Annotated in this window: 15 protein-coding genes; 10 read left to right on the top strand and 5 right to left on the bottom strand. The window is 34.0% G+C overall.

Features of this window, described 5'->3' with window-relative positions:
• The first annotated feature begins 104 nt into the window (after positions 1-104).
• Positions 105-893 (top strand): rhomboid family intramembrane serine protease, encoded by a 789-nt coding sequence (locus HM985_RS13330; protein ID WP_179376725.1) that lies wholly within the window; start codon positions 105-107, stop codon positions 891-893.
• Positions 894-922: 29 nt separating this feature from the next.
• On the opposite strand, the gene rlmB is transcribed toward HM985_RS13330, so the two are convergent.
• The 5 genes from rlmB to HM985_RS13305 form a co-directional block, all read right to left on the bottom strand.
• Positions 923-1,657: a 23S rRNA (guanosine(2251)-2'-O)-methyltransferase RlmB gene (gene rlmB, locus HM985_RS13325; protein ID WP_179376724.1), complete on the bottom strand. Its 735-nt coding sequence runs from the start codon at positions 1,655-1,657 to the stop codon at positions 923-925.
• A gap of 65 nt (positions 1,658-1,722) precedes the next feature.
• A complete protein-coding gene (locus tag HM985_RS13320; protein ID WP_179376723.1) occupies positions 1,723-3,165 on the bottom strand; it encodes a SusD/RagB family nutrient-binding outer membrane lipoprotein in 1,443 nt (480 codons plus the stop codon).
• A 10-nt stretch (positions 3,166-3,175) separates the two neighbouring features.
• The gene (locus HM985_RS13315; protein WP_179376722.1) at positions 3,176-6,403 is read right to left on the bottom strand and encodes a SusC/RagA family TonB-linked outer membrane protein; all 3,228 of its coding nucleotides are present in this window, start codon (positions 6,401-6,403) and stop codon (positions 3,176-3,178) included.
• A 412-nt stretch (positions 6,404-6,815) separates the two neighbouring features.
• Positions 6,816-8,447 (bottom strand): aryl-sulfate sulfotransferase, encoded by a 1,632-nt coding sequence (locus HM985_RS13310; protein ID WP_179376721.1) that lies wholly within the window; start codon positions 8,445-8,447, stop codon positions 6,816-6,818.
• Between the two features lie 14 nt (positions 8,448-8,461).
• Positions 8,462-10,153 carry a POTRA domain-containing protein gene (locus tag HM985_RS13305; RefSeq protein ID WP_179376720.1) on the bottom strand — a complete coding sequence of 564 codons (1,692 nt, stop codon included), beginning with the start codon at positions 10,151-10,153 and terminating at the stop codon, positions 8,462-8,464.
• A gap of 176 nt (positions 10,154-10,329) precedes the next feature.
• Between HM985_RS13305 and rpsL the strand changes: the two genes are divergently transcribed.
• From rpsL to rpsS, 9 genes are all read left to right on the top strand, one after another.
• Positions 10,330-10,704: a 30S ribosomal protein S12 gene (gene rpsL / locus HM985_RS13300; RefSeq protein WP_019386263.1), complete on the top strand. Its 375-nt coding sequence runs from the start codon at positions 10,330-10,332 to the stop codon at positions 10,702-10,704.
• Positions 10,705-10,726: 22 nt separating this feature from the next.
• A complete protein-coding gene (rpsG, locus tag HM985_RS13295; RefSeq protein ID WP_020897658.1) occupies positions 10,727-11,203 on the top strand; it encodes a 30S ribosomal protein S7 in 477 nt (158 codons plus the stop codon).
• Positions 11,204-11,206: 3 nt separating this feature from the next.
• Complete coding sequence (fusA, locus tag HM985_RS13290) at positions 11,207-13,333, top strand: elongation factor G (protein ID WP_179376719.1); 2,127 nt, start codon at positions 11,207-11,209, stop codon at positions 13,331-13,333.
• Positions 13,334-13,344: 11 nt separating this feature from the next.
• Entirely contained in the window at positions 13,345-13,650 is a 306-nt protein-coding gene (rpsJ, locus tag HM985_RS13285) for a 30S ribosomal protein S10 (RefSeq protein ID WP_007650482.1), read from the top strand.
• Between the two features lie 153 nt (positions 13,651-13,803).
• Entirely contained in the window at positions 13,804-14,421 is a 618-nt protein-coding gene (gene rplC / locus HM985_RS13280; RefSeq protein ID WP_179376718.1) for a 50S ribosomal protein L3, read from the top strand.
• The gene (gene rplD, locus HM985_RS13275) at positions 14,421-15,050 is read left to right on the top strand and encodes a 50S ribosomal protein L4 (RefSeq protein WP_179376717.1); all 630 of its coding nucleotides are present in this window, start codon (positions 14,421-14,423) and stop codon (positions 15,048-15,050) included. The genes rplC and rplD overlap by 1 nt, the downstream gene beginning before the upstream one ends.
• Before the next feature lie 5 nt (positions 15,051-15,055).
• A complete protein-coding gene (gene rplW, locus HM985_RS13270) occupies positions 15,056-15,346 on the top strand; it encodes a 50S ribosomal protein L23 (protein ID WP_179376716.1) in 291 nt (96 codons plus the stop codon).
• A gap of 12 nt (positions 15,347-15,358) precedes the next feature.
• Positions 15,359-16,186, top strand: coding sequence for a 50S ribosomal protein L2 (gene rplB / locus HM985_RS13265; protein WP_179376715.1), 828 nt, complete (start codon positions 15,359-15,361; stop codon positions 16,184-16,186).
• A 10-nt stretch (positions 16,187-16,196) separates the two neighbouring features.
• Positions 16,197-16,475 carry a 30S ribosomal protein S19 gene (gene rpsS, locus HM985_RS13260; RefSeq protein WP_114310878.1) on the top strand — a complete coding sequence of 93 codons (279 nt, stop codon included), beginning with the start codon at positions 16,197-16,199 and terminating at the stop codon, positions 16,473-16,475.
• Positions 16,476-16,478 lie beyond the last annotated feature (3 nt).

Genomic DNA, 16,478 nt, shown 5'->3' with positions numbered 1-16,478 from the left:
TTAAATTCATATAAAAATTAATAAGTTTAGAATTGTATTTCTGCCAATATTTCAGACAATTGATCTTTGGCTATAATTTTGAAATACACTCTTTAAATTAGATTATGAATAAAACACAACATTTTAAATACTCTAACAACATAATCATCTATCCGTTAGTGATCATATTTGTTATATGGATTGTGTTTTGGTATCAAGTAAGAATTGATAGCGGTATTAAAGCATTTGGAATTAGGCCTCAAAAACTAGAGGGGCTTCTAGGAATTTTTACAAGTCCTTTTTTACATGGCGATATAAATCATATTTATAACAATTCTGTTTCGTTATTTGTGCTATCAATAGCATTGTTTTATTTCTATCGTAAAATAGCTTGGAAGGTTATAGGTTTTGGTATTATTCTTTCTGGACTTTTAACTTGGTTTATAGGTGAGTCTGGAAATCATATAGGGGTAAGTGGGTTAATCTATGTTTTAGTTAGCTTTATGTTTTTTAAAGGGATTTTTGCTAAGCACTATAGATTAATAGCGCTTTCTTTAGTGGTGATTTTTTTATATGGAAGTATGATTTGGTATGTGTTTCCTATAAAAAACGGTATGTCCTGGGAAGGGCATTTGGGAGGTTTAATTACAGGTTTAGTATTTGCCTTATTGTTTAGAAAACAAGTAGCAAAACCAGATCGTTATAAGTGGGAGCAACCTAATTATAATGAAGATGACGATCCTTTTATGAAGCATTTTGACGAGAATGGAAACTTTATAGAATTAGAACAAGAGGAAATAATAGAGCCTGAAATTGAAGATGAAAATATTCAAGAGACTTCTAGTCATCACAAAAATATTTGTATTAATTATACCTTTAAAAAATCAGAAAATGAGATTATTAAAAACAAATAATATAGAGTAGGTCCTGTTATAAGTCAATATTAACTGCGCTGCCTTACTGCTTCATATAAAAATGCACCACAAGCTACAGAAACGTTTAATGATTCTATTTCACCTAAAATAGGAAGTTTGGCTTTGTCGTCAACGACTTTTAATACGGAAGGATTAATCCCTCTACCTTCAGATCCCATGATTATGGCGCAAGGTTCTTTAAATGAAACATTGTATACATAATTTTCTGCTTTTTCTGTTGCAGCAATTACGCGTATTCCAGAGGCTTGCATATGAAACACAGCATCTTTAATATGATCTACTTTACAGATAGGAATTTTAAAAATTGCACCAGCACTTGTTTTAATAGTGTCACCATTAATTGGGGCACCACCTTTTTTCTGAATAACAATACCATTAACACCTGTACATTCTGCAGTACGGACAATGGCGCCAAAGTTTCTAACATCACTCAATTGATCGAGTAATAAAAATAACGGTGTTTTACCAGATTCAAGAACATTTACCACCAATTCATCTAAATCATGAAACTCAATAGGAGATATCTGAGCAACTGCACCTTGATGATTTCCTTTAGTTAAGCGGTTAAGTTTTTCAACAGGCACATATGAAGAATTAATACCTTCCGTGCGGATGGCAAGTTCTAATCCTTGAAATAATTCACCATGAAGGCCTTTCTGCATAAATACCTTATCTATAGTTTCGCCAGACTTAATGGCTTCTATAATTGCTCTAATTCCAAAAATTGTAGTTTCGTTCTTCATGCGGTAAAGGTATAAAAAAAGCCTCATAAGAAAATCATGAGGCTTTTAATTATTTTAAAACTATATTACATGGTATCCCAAAATAGTTTAGTAGACTGTGCATCGCCACCTATACTTGTAGATGCAGCATCCCAATTTGCGCTATTTAAGTTCTGTTCATCAACAGGGTAAGTATACCTAAGAGGTACTGGATCTTCAGAGTCAGCAGCAATATTTAAGATTGGATAGTCAAATTTTCTCCATACAGTCCAACCTTCAAAACCTCTGTTATACATAGCTAACCAAAATTGAGTTCCAATTTTCTCTCTCCATGTACCAGTTGCAGTCGCATAATCTACATCTGAAGCTGCTAAGTAGCTTGTTACGTCACTTGGAGTTCCTCCCCAATATTCTATTGAGGCAGTTATACCATTATTATAAAATTCGTCAGCAGTGCCACCGACATTATATGAGCGTTCTGCAGCCTCAGCTAAATAAAAAGAGACTTCAGAATAATCCATTAATACGCCAGCAAAACTAGCTTCATGCAGTAGATCACCGAGTTGAGAATTTGTGGTGTAACTATTAGAATCACCATATTCTCCACCAACAAAAGTGTCTAATCCTAAATTCTCTCTAAAGTATAATGATCTTCTTGGGTCATCTAGGCCATTCATAATATCAACGATAGTATTTGCAGCCACAAAATCTTGACGTCCTGACTCTACTAAATCTACCCATAATGGGTTTGTATTTGGTGTTGCACTAAGGTAGTTTAGTAATGCATTATCTGCGTTAGATGTAAATACTCCATCAGATACTGCAGATTCTACAGCAGCTCTAGAAAGAACAGGATTTTTATCAGATAAGCGTATCCCTATTCTTAGTTTTAAGGAGTTTGCAAATTTCTTCCATGCGTCCATGTCTCCTTCGTAAACTCTATCACCAGTACTGTCAAAACCTTCTCCAGAATCGAAATTAGCTAAAATAGCATCAATTCGTGTGATTAAATCTGGATAAATAACGGTTTCTGCATCATCATATTCAGGTAAAGGATATTGTGCGATATCTAAAGCTTGTGTATAAGGAATATCTCCAAAAGTATCTACGAGCTGTTGCCAAGTATAAACAGATAAGACTTCTATTTGAGCTAAGCGACCTGATTTTTCATTCTCAGTTAAAGCGGCATCTGCCATTACTTTTTCACTTGAGTCTTTAAGATCAAATAGCACATTACTATACATTTCAGACCAATGAGAATCGGTTATCGTTCTTCCATTTAAGTCGTAGTTAGATTCATCAATATAGGTTGTTTGTGTAAAGTATTGTGCAAACAATTTAAATACGTTGTTGTTTACATTAGTACTAGACATTTGATCAAACAAGCTTTTTGTAGCGGAGGTGAATAATACGTCCGCGGTGACTTGAGTTGGGTTTTTGGGATCTTGATTTAGATCATCATATTGCTCATCACTCATACAAGAAAATATAAGTGTGAAGCTTAATATTGGAATTAGTATTTTTCTCATAATTGATTTTTTAAAATTGTAACTTTAAACTAGCACCTATTTCTCTGATTGAAGGATATGCTCCAGATTGATATCCTTGGATATTTCCTGAGCTTAAACCTGCCTCTGGATCAGAGTATGGGAGGTTTTTATGAATAATCCACAAGTTTCGACCTATAATTGAGAATGATGCATTTGTAAATGGCAATGATTCTAATGTTTTTGGACTCAAGCTATAAGTTAAACTCATTTCTCTTAGTTTTACAAATGAAGCATCATATACATGTTCAGCATTTGGTGTTTGAGCATATCCCCAAGGGTTTGAGTATGTTGTAGCATCTGCTCTTACGTTGTTAGGTGTTCCATCAGCTTGTACACCAGATAAAATTACACCTCCACTATCAGCACCTGAAGTCACAGGATTTCTTACGGGGTTTCCTAAATCATTTGTTCCTGCTGTGAAATCATATAAACCAGTTGCATAACCATACCATGTGTCTAATGAGAAAATATCTCCACCTTTTTGGATATCAATTAAGAAACTTAAGCTTAGATTTTTGTAAGACACGGTGTTGCTTATACCTGCTTTCCAGTCAGGATTTACATTTCCAATAACTTCATTAGAAGTGTCACTTGTTAAATAGTAGCCATCAGTTCCAACAACTTTTTGCCCATCTTGATAGACGAAATTTGTTCCTCTGATTGTTCCGTATGCTTCACCTGGTGTTGCATTTATTGATACACCACCTTGTAAATCTGCTAGCTGTAAGTTTTCAATACCTTCAAGTAATTTTATTACTTTGTTCTCGTTCTTAGACCAATTAACCATTAAGTTCCATTGGAAATCTTCTGTTTTAATTGGTGTGCCATAAAGCTGAACTTCTAAACCTTTATTTTCAATAGTTCCTGCATTTAACCAACGAGAAGCGTATCCTGTAGATCCTGAGTAAGGAACATTTACAATTTGATCTTCTGTAGTTGTGTTGTAATAAGCGAAATCGAATCCTGCTCTTTTATTTAGAAATGACATTTCGATACCAAACTCATATGAATTTTGACGTTGTGGTTTTAATTCTAAATTATTTAAAGAAGAAGGGTTTGATGCTATACCCGAACCATCAAAGGGTGCGGAAATATTATAAGTATTATATACTCTATATGGTCCAGTATCATCACCTACTTCAGCATAATTAGCTCTTAATTTACCAAATGTAATCCAGTTGCTGTCTATGAATTCTGAAAATATAAAACTTCCTGAAACTGAATAATAACCAAATGTGTTGTTCTCCTGAGGTAATGCAGATGAGCGATCTCTTCTATAAGTCGCTTCAATAAAACCAAAGTTATCATAACCTAGACTGGCTCTTACAAAAGCACCGTCAACCATTTTAGTCGCATCATATTCTGTAGGGGCTTCGATAGGATTTGTAGAGTTAGATAAAGAATAAAGTCCAGGAATACCAAGCCCACCATTGGTTACAGCTCTCATAGACTCCCATGTTTGTCTTCTTAAGTTAAAACCTATATTTCCATCTAGGTTAAGTTTTTCGTTTAAGTCTTTATTAAAATTCAAAAAGAAATCATAATTGTATTCAGCAACTTGATTATTAAACCTTGAATATTGAGCTACATTAGCACTACCTACGTTAGTACGTTCTTCTTGAAACTCGGTATAAGTATCGTAAGAAAATCTTCCCATAACACTAACCCAATCATTAATTTTATAATCTAACATTACATTACCAAAATATCTATTTCTAGAATCTGTTTCGTAGTTTTCATAAAATGTCCAATATGGATTGTCAGAGTAAATAGGTGCTGTGTCTGTTCCTGATCTTGTATTCCAAGTGATATTGTCCCCAGTACTTAGATAGGCATTCTTTTGAGCTTCAAGATCTACATTTGTTTGCCACCATTGTCTAAATTGTTGCATAACGTTGTTAGAATCATAACCTGTACCATAACGACCTTTTCCGCTCGTCTTAGTGTATGTAAAAGACGTAGATGCAGTAAGTTTATCTGTGAATTTGTGAGAACCATTAAAATTTATCGAATTTCTTTTAATCTCACTATTGGGTAAATTACCTTCTTGCATCATATTAGTGTAGCCTAATCTAAAAGAACTTGATTCATCAGAACCATCTAGTCCTATAGAATTTACATAAGTTCCAGAGGATCCCCAAACATAATTAGGATCATTTTGTCCAGCCACCCATGGTGTTGCTTCACGATATCCGTCTAGCTGTGGGTAAATTGAATTCCATTGATAGACTAGTAAACTTGGGTCAAATGCAGCTCCGTAAGAGGCATCTTCTGTAAAAGGTACGGTGATATCTGGATTTCCATCACCAGTGATATCTTCAAAATCATTAAAATACTGATCTTCAGATGTTCCATAATAAGCTCCATAGCCAGCTCCATATTTTTTTTGATATTTGGGTAATGTTTCGCTATCAGCTGTACCAATCATAAGGCTTGAGCTTATTGTTATGCCAATACCGTTTTTAGTCTTACCTTTTTTAGTAGTGATAATGACTGCACCATGCATACCTCTAGATCCGTAAAGTGCTGTTGCTGCTGCACCTTTTAAAACGTTTATAGTTTCAATATCATCAGGGTTAATGTCAGATGATGCATTACCGTAATCATAACCACCTTGACCTAGTGTTTGAGCGCTTGTATTTGTATTTTGATTGCTAATAGGTACTCCATCTATTACAAAAAGAGCTTGGTTATTACCTGAAATAGAGTTGCTTCCTCTTATTACTACATTGGTAGACCCACCAAGTGTTCCTGAGGATTTAATATCTAAACCTGCAACTTTACCGGAAAGGGAGTTGACAAAATTAGAACTTTTAACCTTGGAGACTTCATCTCCGTCAACTTCTTGAGTCGCATAACCTAGGCTTTTCTTTTCCCGTTTAATACCTAGAGCGGTAATAACAACTTCGTCTAATGCAGCGGTGTCTTCGGTGAGTGTTGCGTTAATTTGATCGGATGTTCCAACTGTAATTTCTTCAGGTTTGAGTCCTACGTAACTAAAAGAAAGAATGTCACCTGTATTGACCGAGATGGAGTATTTGCCATCAAAATCTGATTGAGTTCCATTGTTTGTTCCTTTTACTACAATGTTTACTCCTGGAAGAGGTAGGCCAGAGGGATCTGTTACCACACCTGAAACTGTCCTTTCTTGCGCAAAAGTTAATTGCACAATAAACGCTAGTAGTAGCGTGAGAATTCTACTAAACTTTGTTTTCATGTTTTTGTTTTTTGAGTTAGTAATACGTGAAAAGTATAAAAAAAAAGTTAAGAAAACAATATGATTATGTTAAATGTTTGATTTATTGTTGGTTTATGTTGATTTTTATTGCATAAATATTGAATTATGATTGAGGGTGTTTTCCCGATAGATAAAGGGGTGTAGCTAATTGATATACTATAAATAATTGTTAAAGTAATAATAAAGATTTAATAAAAAAAAGCTTATAATTGAATTAGTGATGGCTGTAATTAAGCGTTTATTTTACAAAGAAGGAAGGATTGCTTTATTATATGAAGTTGTCTATTTCAATATAATTTATTGAATGATTAAATAGATAGATCTAACCTGTAGAGTTAATCAGTGTAATAATGGCTTCTATGGTTGTAAAATAATATAGGATTACGTGGTGTTAATTCTTTATTACTTTTTTAAGAAGGACTATATGTCCTATATGAATTTTTAGAAAATAGACGCCATTAATATTATCTGATAAATCTATGTTTTCTGAAGATGTGGTATTTATCTTTTGACCAAATATATTGTAAATTTCTACTTTATTAATAACTGAATTAGAGGTTATTGTGATTTTACCACGTGTAGGGTTAGGATGTAATTTAATCAACTCTAGATTATATTTTGAAGTACTCAGGTTTTGACATGCTGCTACATTAGGATTCAATTCAATTGGACTACTTGGTGTTAAATCTTTATTTGAAAAAGCTTCATAATTAATATCGTATTTATGAGCTCTAAAACTCACGTTAGAAAAAGTTGATGAACTAACACCTTGTGAAATGATATTTCCATTCGATGTATTTATAGGGTTAATATATTCCCAAACAATATCTTCACTTTTAGTTATTTCAAAAAATCGTCCACTGCTACCTTCACAAATTAGAGTGTTGCCATTGGGTAAACGTTGGGCACTACTTAATATGCCAGAAAAAAATATATCAGTACCTGTTGGATTACCATATGTATAATCTGCTTGGGAAGGGCTGTAAGGTGTGTTGGTTTGATAAGAGTACACTCCTGGGCTTTCAGTTTCTGGATTTAGAATATTGATTTCGGAAAATTGTTCTCCTCGATCACGCCCATTATTAAACAACATTATTTTGTTTTCGTCGGCTAAGCCCTCCTCTATAACGTATGGCGAATGTTGTCCATAAAGTTTTCTGTCTGACTCATTTCCTTGTTTATATGCTTGTGGATTGCCCCAACGATATAATAAATCCCCACCTTTGCTATAAGTACCACCTGTATTGCTTGCAGCTTGTGCTGTTGTTGTAGAGTGATCTATAATGTAAATTTCACTTAGGCTTCTAGAGCTTATTACAATTTGATCTAAAACGGAATTGAAATAAATTGAATTAAAGTGAAGCCAATTGGCACTACCATTGCCGCCATTTAAGAAATTGATATCTAATTTTTCAGGGCTTAAACTAACATTCCCAAAGTTGTCTTTGGTGGCATCAAAATCTTGAACAATATGATCCATAATATTCCATTGCCATACTATATTAGCACTATTTGTTCCGATAGGTGTTATTTCTATAATCTGTTCACTATAAAGTTCATTATCAGTTAATAATGTAGGATTTCTTCCAAACTGAATGGCTTCTGCATTAGATACTTTCATTACTGCGAGAATAAGAATATTACCATTTGGCATAGGGAAGACATCATGATGTTGTCTCATTAATGGTGTATCATAGAAATATTGCCAAGTTAAGTTACCATACCAATCATAGATTTCAATAACGCCTCCTTGTCCTCCAAATATAATATCTTGGGTTGCAGTTCTACCAGCTCTTAAAATACTTCCGTCGTCTAACAGGTAAACCGCATTTCCAGGTGGAAAATTACTAGACCATTGATTTATAACCTCACCGCAATTATTAATGAGATAAGTTTCAGTAAAGGCAGAGAATAAAGTAAAACCTTCAGATACTTGATTAGTTATGTGGGTGGTACCTATAGTGTTTTGTGAGTAAGTGAAATTTATAGTTATTAAAAGAATGAAGAGTGATTTCGTAATCATATTTTAATTTTTTTTTAAAAAGTAGCTGTCAAGCTAATGTGAACTTTAGAATCCGATAATTTAAATTGTCTACTTTCAGTTTTACCACTAGAGTAGTTTAGGCGGAATAAACCAGCATTGGTTAATAAACCTAATCCAAATCCAAATCCAAAAAGTTTCTCTTTGCTATTTGTAAGTTGGTTTTCAAAATAAGCAGCATCAATAACAGAATGGACATAGAGGCTATTACTTAATCGGTAGCGGTATTCTGTGTTTAAAACTCCATACAAGTTTGCAACTAAACTATTTTCTTCAAAACCTCTAATGGAGTTTATACCACCAAAACGGAACAATTCATTATCTAAGTAATCATCAGAAGTTAGAATAGCTCCACTTATTTTTGTAAAAATACTATTCTTATTATTAAGACTAAATATTTTGAAGCTTTCAATGTTGAACATCATTTGTTTCTGAGCACCAAAATCGTTTGTTCTGTCTCCGAACCCAGATGAAAAATCTAAATAGAAATTCACAGGGAATAGAGGGTCGTAAGATTGTAGTTTCGAATAATTATAGCTAATTGTAAAATAATTTGTAGTATAATCATTTAAAGTTGTAGTGTCATCTTCTAATAAGTTTGTCGATTTAGTTGACGTTATACCAATGCCTATTTTTTGCTCTGCATTAAGGAGATAATTTATTTTAGCATATTGACTAGCATTTAAGAAGGTTGAATCTTTTTTGAAAAGATTAAGCCCAACTTGTAAACCAATAGGTGAAGAAAATAAATAAGGAAGGTCAGCATCGACTTTAAAAGTTTGCTGATCAATCTCATCACTTTTGTAAAATAGATTAATTGTCTCACCGTAGTTAAGATTATTTATAAGACGTAGGTCTAAATAACCATCAAATTCTATCTCATTAGTATCTTCATTAGTTCCAAAGCCTAAGAAGCCGTCAAAATTGTTAGTTTTCGTTTTTTCAATATATATATATAGTGTAGTTGAGTCTTTGGTAAAAAGCACTTCGGGATCTTTTATCTTATTTGCAAATTGAATATTGTTTAACAGTTCTATTTTATCTTTTATAGCATTTAAGTTAAATGATTTTCCTGTTTTTAACTTAAGGAAGCGCTTAACATAAGATTTTGGGAATTTTTCATAACCTTTAATGATTATTTTATCAATACGCCTTTTTTGATTTGTTACAATTTTTAATTTTGTAGAAATTATATTTGAATTAAATTTTAATAAATCCGTAAGTTGTAAAGTAGAAAACGGATCACCCTGTTCAGCTATTTTAGAATTTAAAGTGTTTAATGAACTTTCTAAATCTTCTATATCCAATTCAAAATAAGACTTACCTGCTGTGTGGGAAATTAAATTTAAAAACTCAGGGTCAAAACTAGAATCGTAGTAAACTCTAATTGTGGTTGTTTTTTTTCCTAAAAATAGAGAGGCTAAAAAAAGAGTATCATTAGGTTTTGTAATCTGTTCTATGTTAGAATCTATGTATCCAATTCTAGAAAGTTTTAATTGTAAATTAGTAAGCTCCGTTTGAAGCTTAATAAAATTGTCAAAAATTTTGGTGTAATCGATAGAATCAATAATTCTAGTATTTTCAATACTCTCAGCCTGTATTTTTAATCCAAGTGATTGAGTATAACTTTGATTTGAATAAATCAATAAGATTATAAAAACAGAAATAACTTGTTTAATTACTGGCATCGATATTTAATAGAATTACTATTGTCTCAACGTAAAAATAGCTGATATTATATAAGGTTGAAATAAATTTCTCTACTTATTCAAAAAATTAATACACAACTATTTGAATTATAGATATTAATTTGTACCTTTGCAGCCCTCAAAAGTGAGGATTAATAAATTTTATATAGAAATATATGCCAACAATTTCACAATTAGTACGAAAAGGAAGAGCCAAAATAACCAAGAAGAGTAAATCGGCTGCTTTAGATTCGTGTCCTCAAAGACGTGGTGTATGTACTCGTGTTTATACAACGACACCTAAAAAACCTAACTCAGCAATGCGTAAGGTAGCAAGGGTTCGTTTAACAAACGGAAACGAAGTAAATGCATACATTGGTGGAGAAGGTCACAATTTACAAGAGCACTCGATAGTATTGGTTAGAGGTGGAAGGGTAAAAGATTTACCAGGAGTTAGATATCACATCGTTCGTGGTGCTTTAGATACAGCAGGTGTATCGGGAAGAACGCAACGTAGATCTAAGTATGGTGCAAAACGCCCTAAGAAGTAATTTAAAACTTTAAGAAGAAGACATGAGAAAAAGAGCAGCAAAAAAGAGACCGCTTTTACCAGATCCAAGATTTAATGATCAGTTAGTAACACGTTTTGTTAACATGATGATGTGGGATGGTAAGAAGTCTATCGCTTTTAAAGTATTCTATGATGCAATTGATATTGTTGAAGAGAAAAAGAATGATGACGAAAAAACAGCTTTAGAGATTTGGAAAGAAGCTTTATCTAACGTAATGCCTCACGTAGAAGTACGTAGTCGTCGTGTTGGTGGTGCTACATTTCAGATTCCAATGCAGATTCGTCCAGACCGTAAGGTTTCAACTGCAATGAAATGGCTAATTAGCTTTTCGCGTAAGAGAAACGAAAAATCTATGGCGCAACGTTTAGCGGCAGAAGTTTTAGCAGCAGCTAAAGAAGAAGGAGCAGCAGTTAAGAAAAGGACTGATACTCATAAAATGGCAGAAGCAAATAAGGCTTTCTCACACTTTAGATTTTAAGAAATGGCAAGAGATTTAAGACTTACAAGAAATATAGGAATTGCAGCTCACATTGATGCTGGAAAAACTACAACTACAGAACGTGTTCTTTATTATACAGGTGTTTCACATAAAATAGGTGAAGTACATGATGGTGCTGCAACTATGGACTGGATGGAGCAAGAGCAAGAAAGAGGTATTACAATTACTTCTGCAGCTACTACATGTGAGTGGGTTTTTCCAAAGGAAAATGCACAACCAACTCCTGAAGCACAGAGCTACCATTTTAATATTATTGACACACCAGGTCACGTAGATTTTACTGTTGAAGTAAACCGTTCATTACGTGTGCTTGATGGTTTAGTTTTCTTGTTTAGTGCAGTTGATGGTGTTGAGCCACAATCTGAAACTAATTGGAGACTTGCAGATAACTATAAAGTGCCTCGTATTGGTTTCGTTAATAAAATGGACCGTCAAGGATCAGACTTTTTAAGTGTTTGTCAACAAGTAAAAGATATGTTAAAATCTAACGCGGTGCCAATCGTTTTAAACATTGGTGACGAAGAAGATTTTAAAGGAATTATAGATTTAGTTAAGAACAGAGCGATTGTTTGGCATGATGAAACTCAAGGGGCTACCTTTGATGTTATTGAAATTCCAGAAAATCTTAAAGCTGAGGCTAAAAAGTATAGAGCACTACTTATTGAAGAAGTTGCTGGTTACGATGAGAATTTATTAGAGAAGTTCATGGAAGATGAAGATTCTATTTCAGAAGAAGAAGTGCATGCTGCACTTAGAGCTGCTGTTATGGACATGGCAATCATTCCTATGATTTGTGGTTCTGCTTTTAAAAATAAGGGTGTACAGTTCTTATTAGATGCTGTATGTCGTTACTTACCTTCTCCTATGGATAAGGATGGTATTGTTGGTGTGAATCCAGATACTGAAAAAGAAGAGCTTCGTAAGCCAGATGTAAAGGAGCCGTTTGCTGCTTTAGCATTTAAAATTGCTACTGATCCTTTTGTAGGGCGTTTAGCATTCTTTAGAGCTTATTCTGGTCGTTTAGATGCAGGTTCTTACGTTTTGAATAATCGTTCAGGTAAGAAAGAGCGTATTTCTCGTATTTATCAAATGCATGCTAACAAGCAAAATGCAATTGATTATATTGAAGCTGGAGATATTGGAGCTGCTGTTGGATTTAAATCTATCAAAACAGGAGATACACTTACAGACGAGAAACATCCTTTAGTATTAGAGTCTATGGACTTTCCCGATCCAGTAATTGGTATTGCGGTTGAGCCTAAGACAAAAGCAGATGTAGATAAATTAGGAATGGGCTTAGCTAAATTGGCTGAAGAAGATCCTACATTTACAGTGCGTTCAGACGAAGCTTCAGGACAGACTATTATTTCTGGAATGGGTGAATTACACTTAGATGTAATTGTAGATCGTTTAAAGAGAGAATTTAAAGTTGAGGTTAATCAAGGTCAGCCACAAGTTGAATATAAAGAGGCTATTACAAGATCTGCAGATCATAGAGAAGTTTACAAGAAACAATCTGGTGGTCGTGGTAAGTTTGCTGATATCGTATTTACGATTGAACCAGCAGATGAAGGTGTAGTAGGTCTTCAGTTTGAATCTGTAATTAAAGGTGGTAACGTTCCTAAGGAATTTATACCTTCTATCGAAAAAGGATTTAAAATGGCTATGCAAAATGGTCCATTGGCAGGATTTGAGGTAGATGCAATGAAAGTCACATTGAGAGATGGATCTTATCATGATGTCGATTCAGATCAACTATCTTTTGAATTAGCAGCTAAATTAGGATTTAAAAATTCGGCAAAAGCAGCTAAGGCGGTTATAATGGAACCTATCATGAAACTTGAGGTGATTACACCAGAAGAAAACATGGGTGATATTGTAGGTGACTTAAACAGAAGGAGAGGTCAAATGACTAGCATGGGTGATAGAGCTGGTGCAAAAACTGTAAAAGCTACTGTACCATTATCAGAAATGTTTGGTTATGTAACTACATTAAGAACATTATCTTCAGGTAGAGCTACATCAACAATGGAATTTTCACACTATGCAGAAACTCCTTCTAATGTATCAGAAGAAGTAATCAAAGCAGCTAAAGGTCTTGAATCGTAAATCTTAAGAAAATGAGTCAAAAAATCAGAATAAAATTAAAATCTTACGATCATAATTTAGTAGACAAGTCTGCTGATAAGATTGTAAAAACAGTAAAAAGTACAGGTGCAGTAGTAACAGGGCCAATCCCTTTACCAACACACAAGAAAATATTCACTGTATTACGTTCACCACACGTTAATAAGAAGTCTAGGGAACAATTTCAATTAAGCTCTTATAAGAGATTATTAGATATTTACTCTTCATCTTCTAAAACAATAGACGCTTTAATGAAACTTGAATTGCCAAGTGGAGTAGAAGTTGAAATTAAAGTGTGATAAGACACTAACATGTCCTAAGCTGCGTGCGAAGGAAAAACGGTAATAAATACAATTCAGGGCTGAAACGTATTTTCGGCCTTGAATTTTATATAGTAATAGCAACAAGGTTGTTATTACAAAGTTTAAATTAATAATAAATAAATAATAATTATGTCTGGGTTAATTGGAAAAAAAATCGGTATGACCAGCATTTTCGATGAAAATGGGAAGAACATTCCTTGTACAGTAATCGAAGCTGGACCATGTATCGTTACCCAAGTCAGAACTGAAGAAGTGGATGGTTATTCTGCACTTCAATTAGGTTTCGATGACGCGACAGAAAAAAGCGCTACTAAAGCAGACTTAGGTCATGCTAAAAAAGCGGGTACTTCTGTAAAACGCAAAGTTGTTGAATTCAAAGGTTTTGATTCGGAGTACAAATTAGGTGATGCTATCACAGTAGAACAATTTATTGAAGGAGAATTTGTAGATGTTGCAGGTACTTCTAAAGGTAAAGGTTTTCAAGGTGTAGTAAAACGTCATGGTTTTGGTGGTGTAGGTCAAGCAACGCATGGTCAACATAACCGTTTAAGAGCTCCAGGTTCTATTGGTGCAGCTTCTTATCCTGCGAGAGTATTCAAGGGAATGAAGATGGCCGGAAGAATGGGTGGTGAAACAGTAAAAGTTCAAAATTTAAGAATTTACAAAGTAGTTCCAGAAAAGAACTTACTAGTGGTTAAAGGATGTGTTCCTGGTCACAAGAATTCTTATGTAATCATTGAGAAGTAATGGAGATAGCAGTTTTAGATATAAACGGAAAAGACACTGGAAGGAAAGCTGAGCTTTCTAAAGAAGTGTTCGCTATAGAGCCAAATAATCACGCTGTCTATTTAGATGTTAAGCAATACTTAGCAAATCAAAGACAGGGGACGCATAAGGCTAAAGAAAGAGCAGAAATTACTGGTAGTACACGTAAGATTAAAAAACAAAAAGGTACTGGTACTGCAAGAGCAGGTAGTATCAAATCTGGTGTATTCAGAGGTGGTGGTCGTATGTTTGGTCCTAGACCAAGAAATTATGGTTTTAAATTAAACAAAAACCTTAAGCGATTAGCTCGTAAATCTGCATTGAGTATTAAGGCAAATGATAAAGCAATTTTAGTGTTAGAAGATTTCAGTTTTGAATCTCCAAAAACTAAAAACTTTATTAATGTTTTAAAGGCTTTAGAAGTAGAGAACAAAAAATCTTTAATTGTGTTGGCTGGGTCAAATAATAATGTATATTTGTCTTCCCGCAATTTTAAAGGGTCTGAAGTTATAACCGCTTCAGAATTAAGTACTTATAAGATTATGAACGCTAATAAAGTGATTCTAATTGAAGGTGCTTTAGAAGGAATTGAAACGAATTTAAGTAAATAGAACAGATGAGTATCTTAAGAAAACCGATAATCACAGAAAAAGCAACGAAGCAAAGTGAGTTGTTTAATGCGTATGCATTTGAAGTGAACACTAAGGCGAACAAGGTAGAGATCAAAAAAGCAGTGGAAGCTGCTTATGGAGTTTCTGTTGAAAAAGTTCGTACAATAAATGTCCGTCCAGATCGTAAGACCAAGTTTACAAAAACTGGTGTTCAACATGGTAAAACAAATGCTGTTAAAAAAGCAATTGTACAACTGGCGGAAGGTGAAGTAATAGATTTATACATTAACATGTAATTTTAGACATTAATGTCAGTAAGAAAATTAAAACCGATCACATCAGGTCAGCGATTTAGAGTAGTTAATGGATTTGACGCCATTACTACTGATAAGCCGGAGAAAAGCTTGCTTGCTCCGAAAAAACGATCAGGTGGTAGAAACAGTCAAGGGAAAATGACCATACGCCAAGTAGGTGGAGGTCATAAGAAACGTTATCGTATTATCGATTTCAAACGTAACAAAGCGGGGATTCCTGCGGAAGTTAAAACAATTGAATACGATCCGAACAGAACAGCTTTTATTGCTTTATTAAATTACCAAGATGGTGAGAAACGTTATGTTGTCGCTCAAAATGGTTTACAAGTAGGTCAAAATATAGTGTCTGGTGAAACTGGTATTGCTCCTGAAATTGGAAATGCAATGCCATTAAGTGAAATACCTTTAGGTACAATTATTTCTTGTATAGAACTTCGTCCAGGACAAGGAGCTGTAATGGCTCGTAGTGCTGGTGCATTTGCTCAGTTAATGGCTAGAGGAGATAAATTTGCAACGGTTAAGTTACCATCAGGTGAAACTAGAATGATTCTAGTAACATGTATGGCAACTATTGGTGTTGTATCTAACTCTGATCATCAATTACTAGTATCTGGTAAAGCGGGTAGAAGTAGATGGTTAGGTAGACGTCCAAGAGTAAGACCAGTAGTAATGAATCCAGTCGATCACCCAATGGGTGGTGGTGAAGGTAAATCTTCAGGTGGTCATCCAAGGTCTAGAAACGGTATTCCTGCTAAAGGATTTAGAACACGTTCTAAGACTAAAGCGAGTAATAAGTATATTGTAGAACGTAGAAAGAAATAATTAAGATAGTATGGCACGTTCATTAAAAAAAGGACCTTATATCCACTATAAATTGGAAAAGAAAGTTGCAGAAAATGTAGCTTCAAATAAGAAGACAGTTATTAAAACTTGGTCTAGAGCATCAATGATTTCTCCGGATTTCGTTGGACAAACTATAGCAGTTCATAACGGTCGTCAGTTTGTTCCAGTATTTGTTACTGAAAACATGGTAGGACATAAGTTAGGAGAATTTTCACCAACAAGATCTTTTAGAGGTCATGCAGGTGCTAAGAATAAAGGTAAAAAATAAGAA

The organism is Winogradskyella wichelsiae (genome assembly GCF_013403925.1).
GTDB lineage: Bacteria > Bacteroidota > Bacteroidia > Flavobacteriales > Flavobacteriaceae > Winogradskyella > Winogradskyella wichelsiae.
The sequence above is the reverse complement of the archived record's forward strand: the minus strand, read 5'-3'. Positions and strand labels throughout refer to the sequence as shown.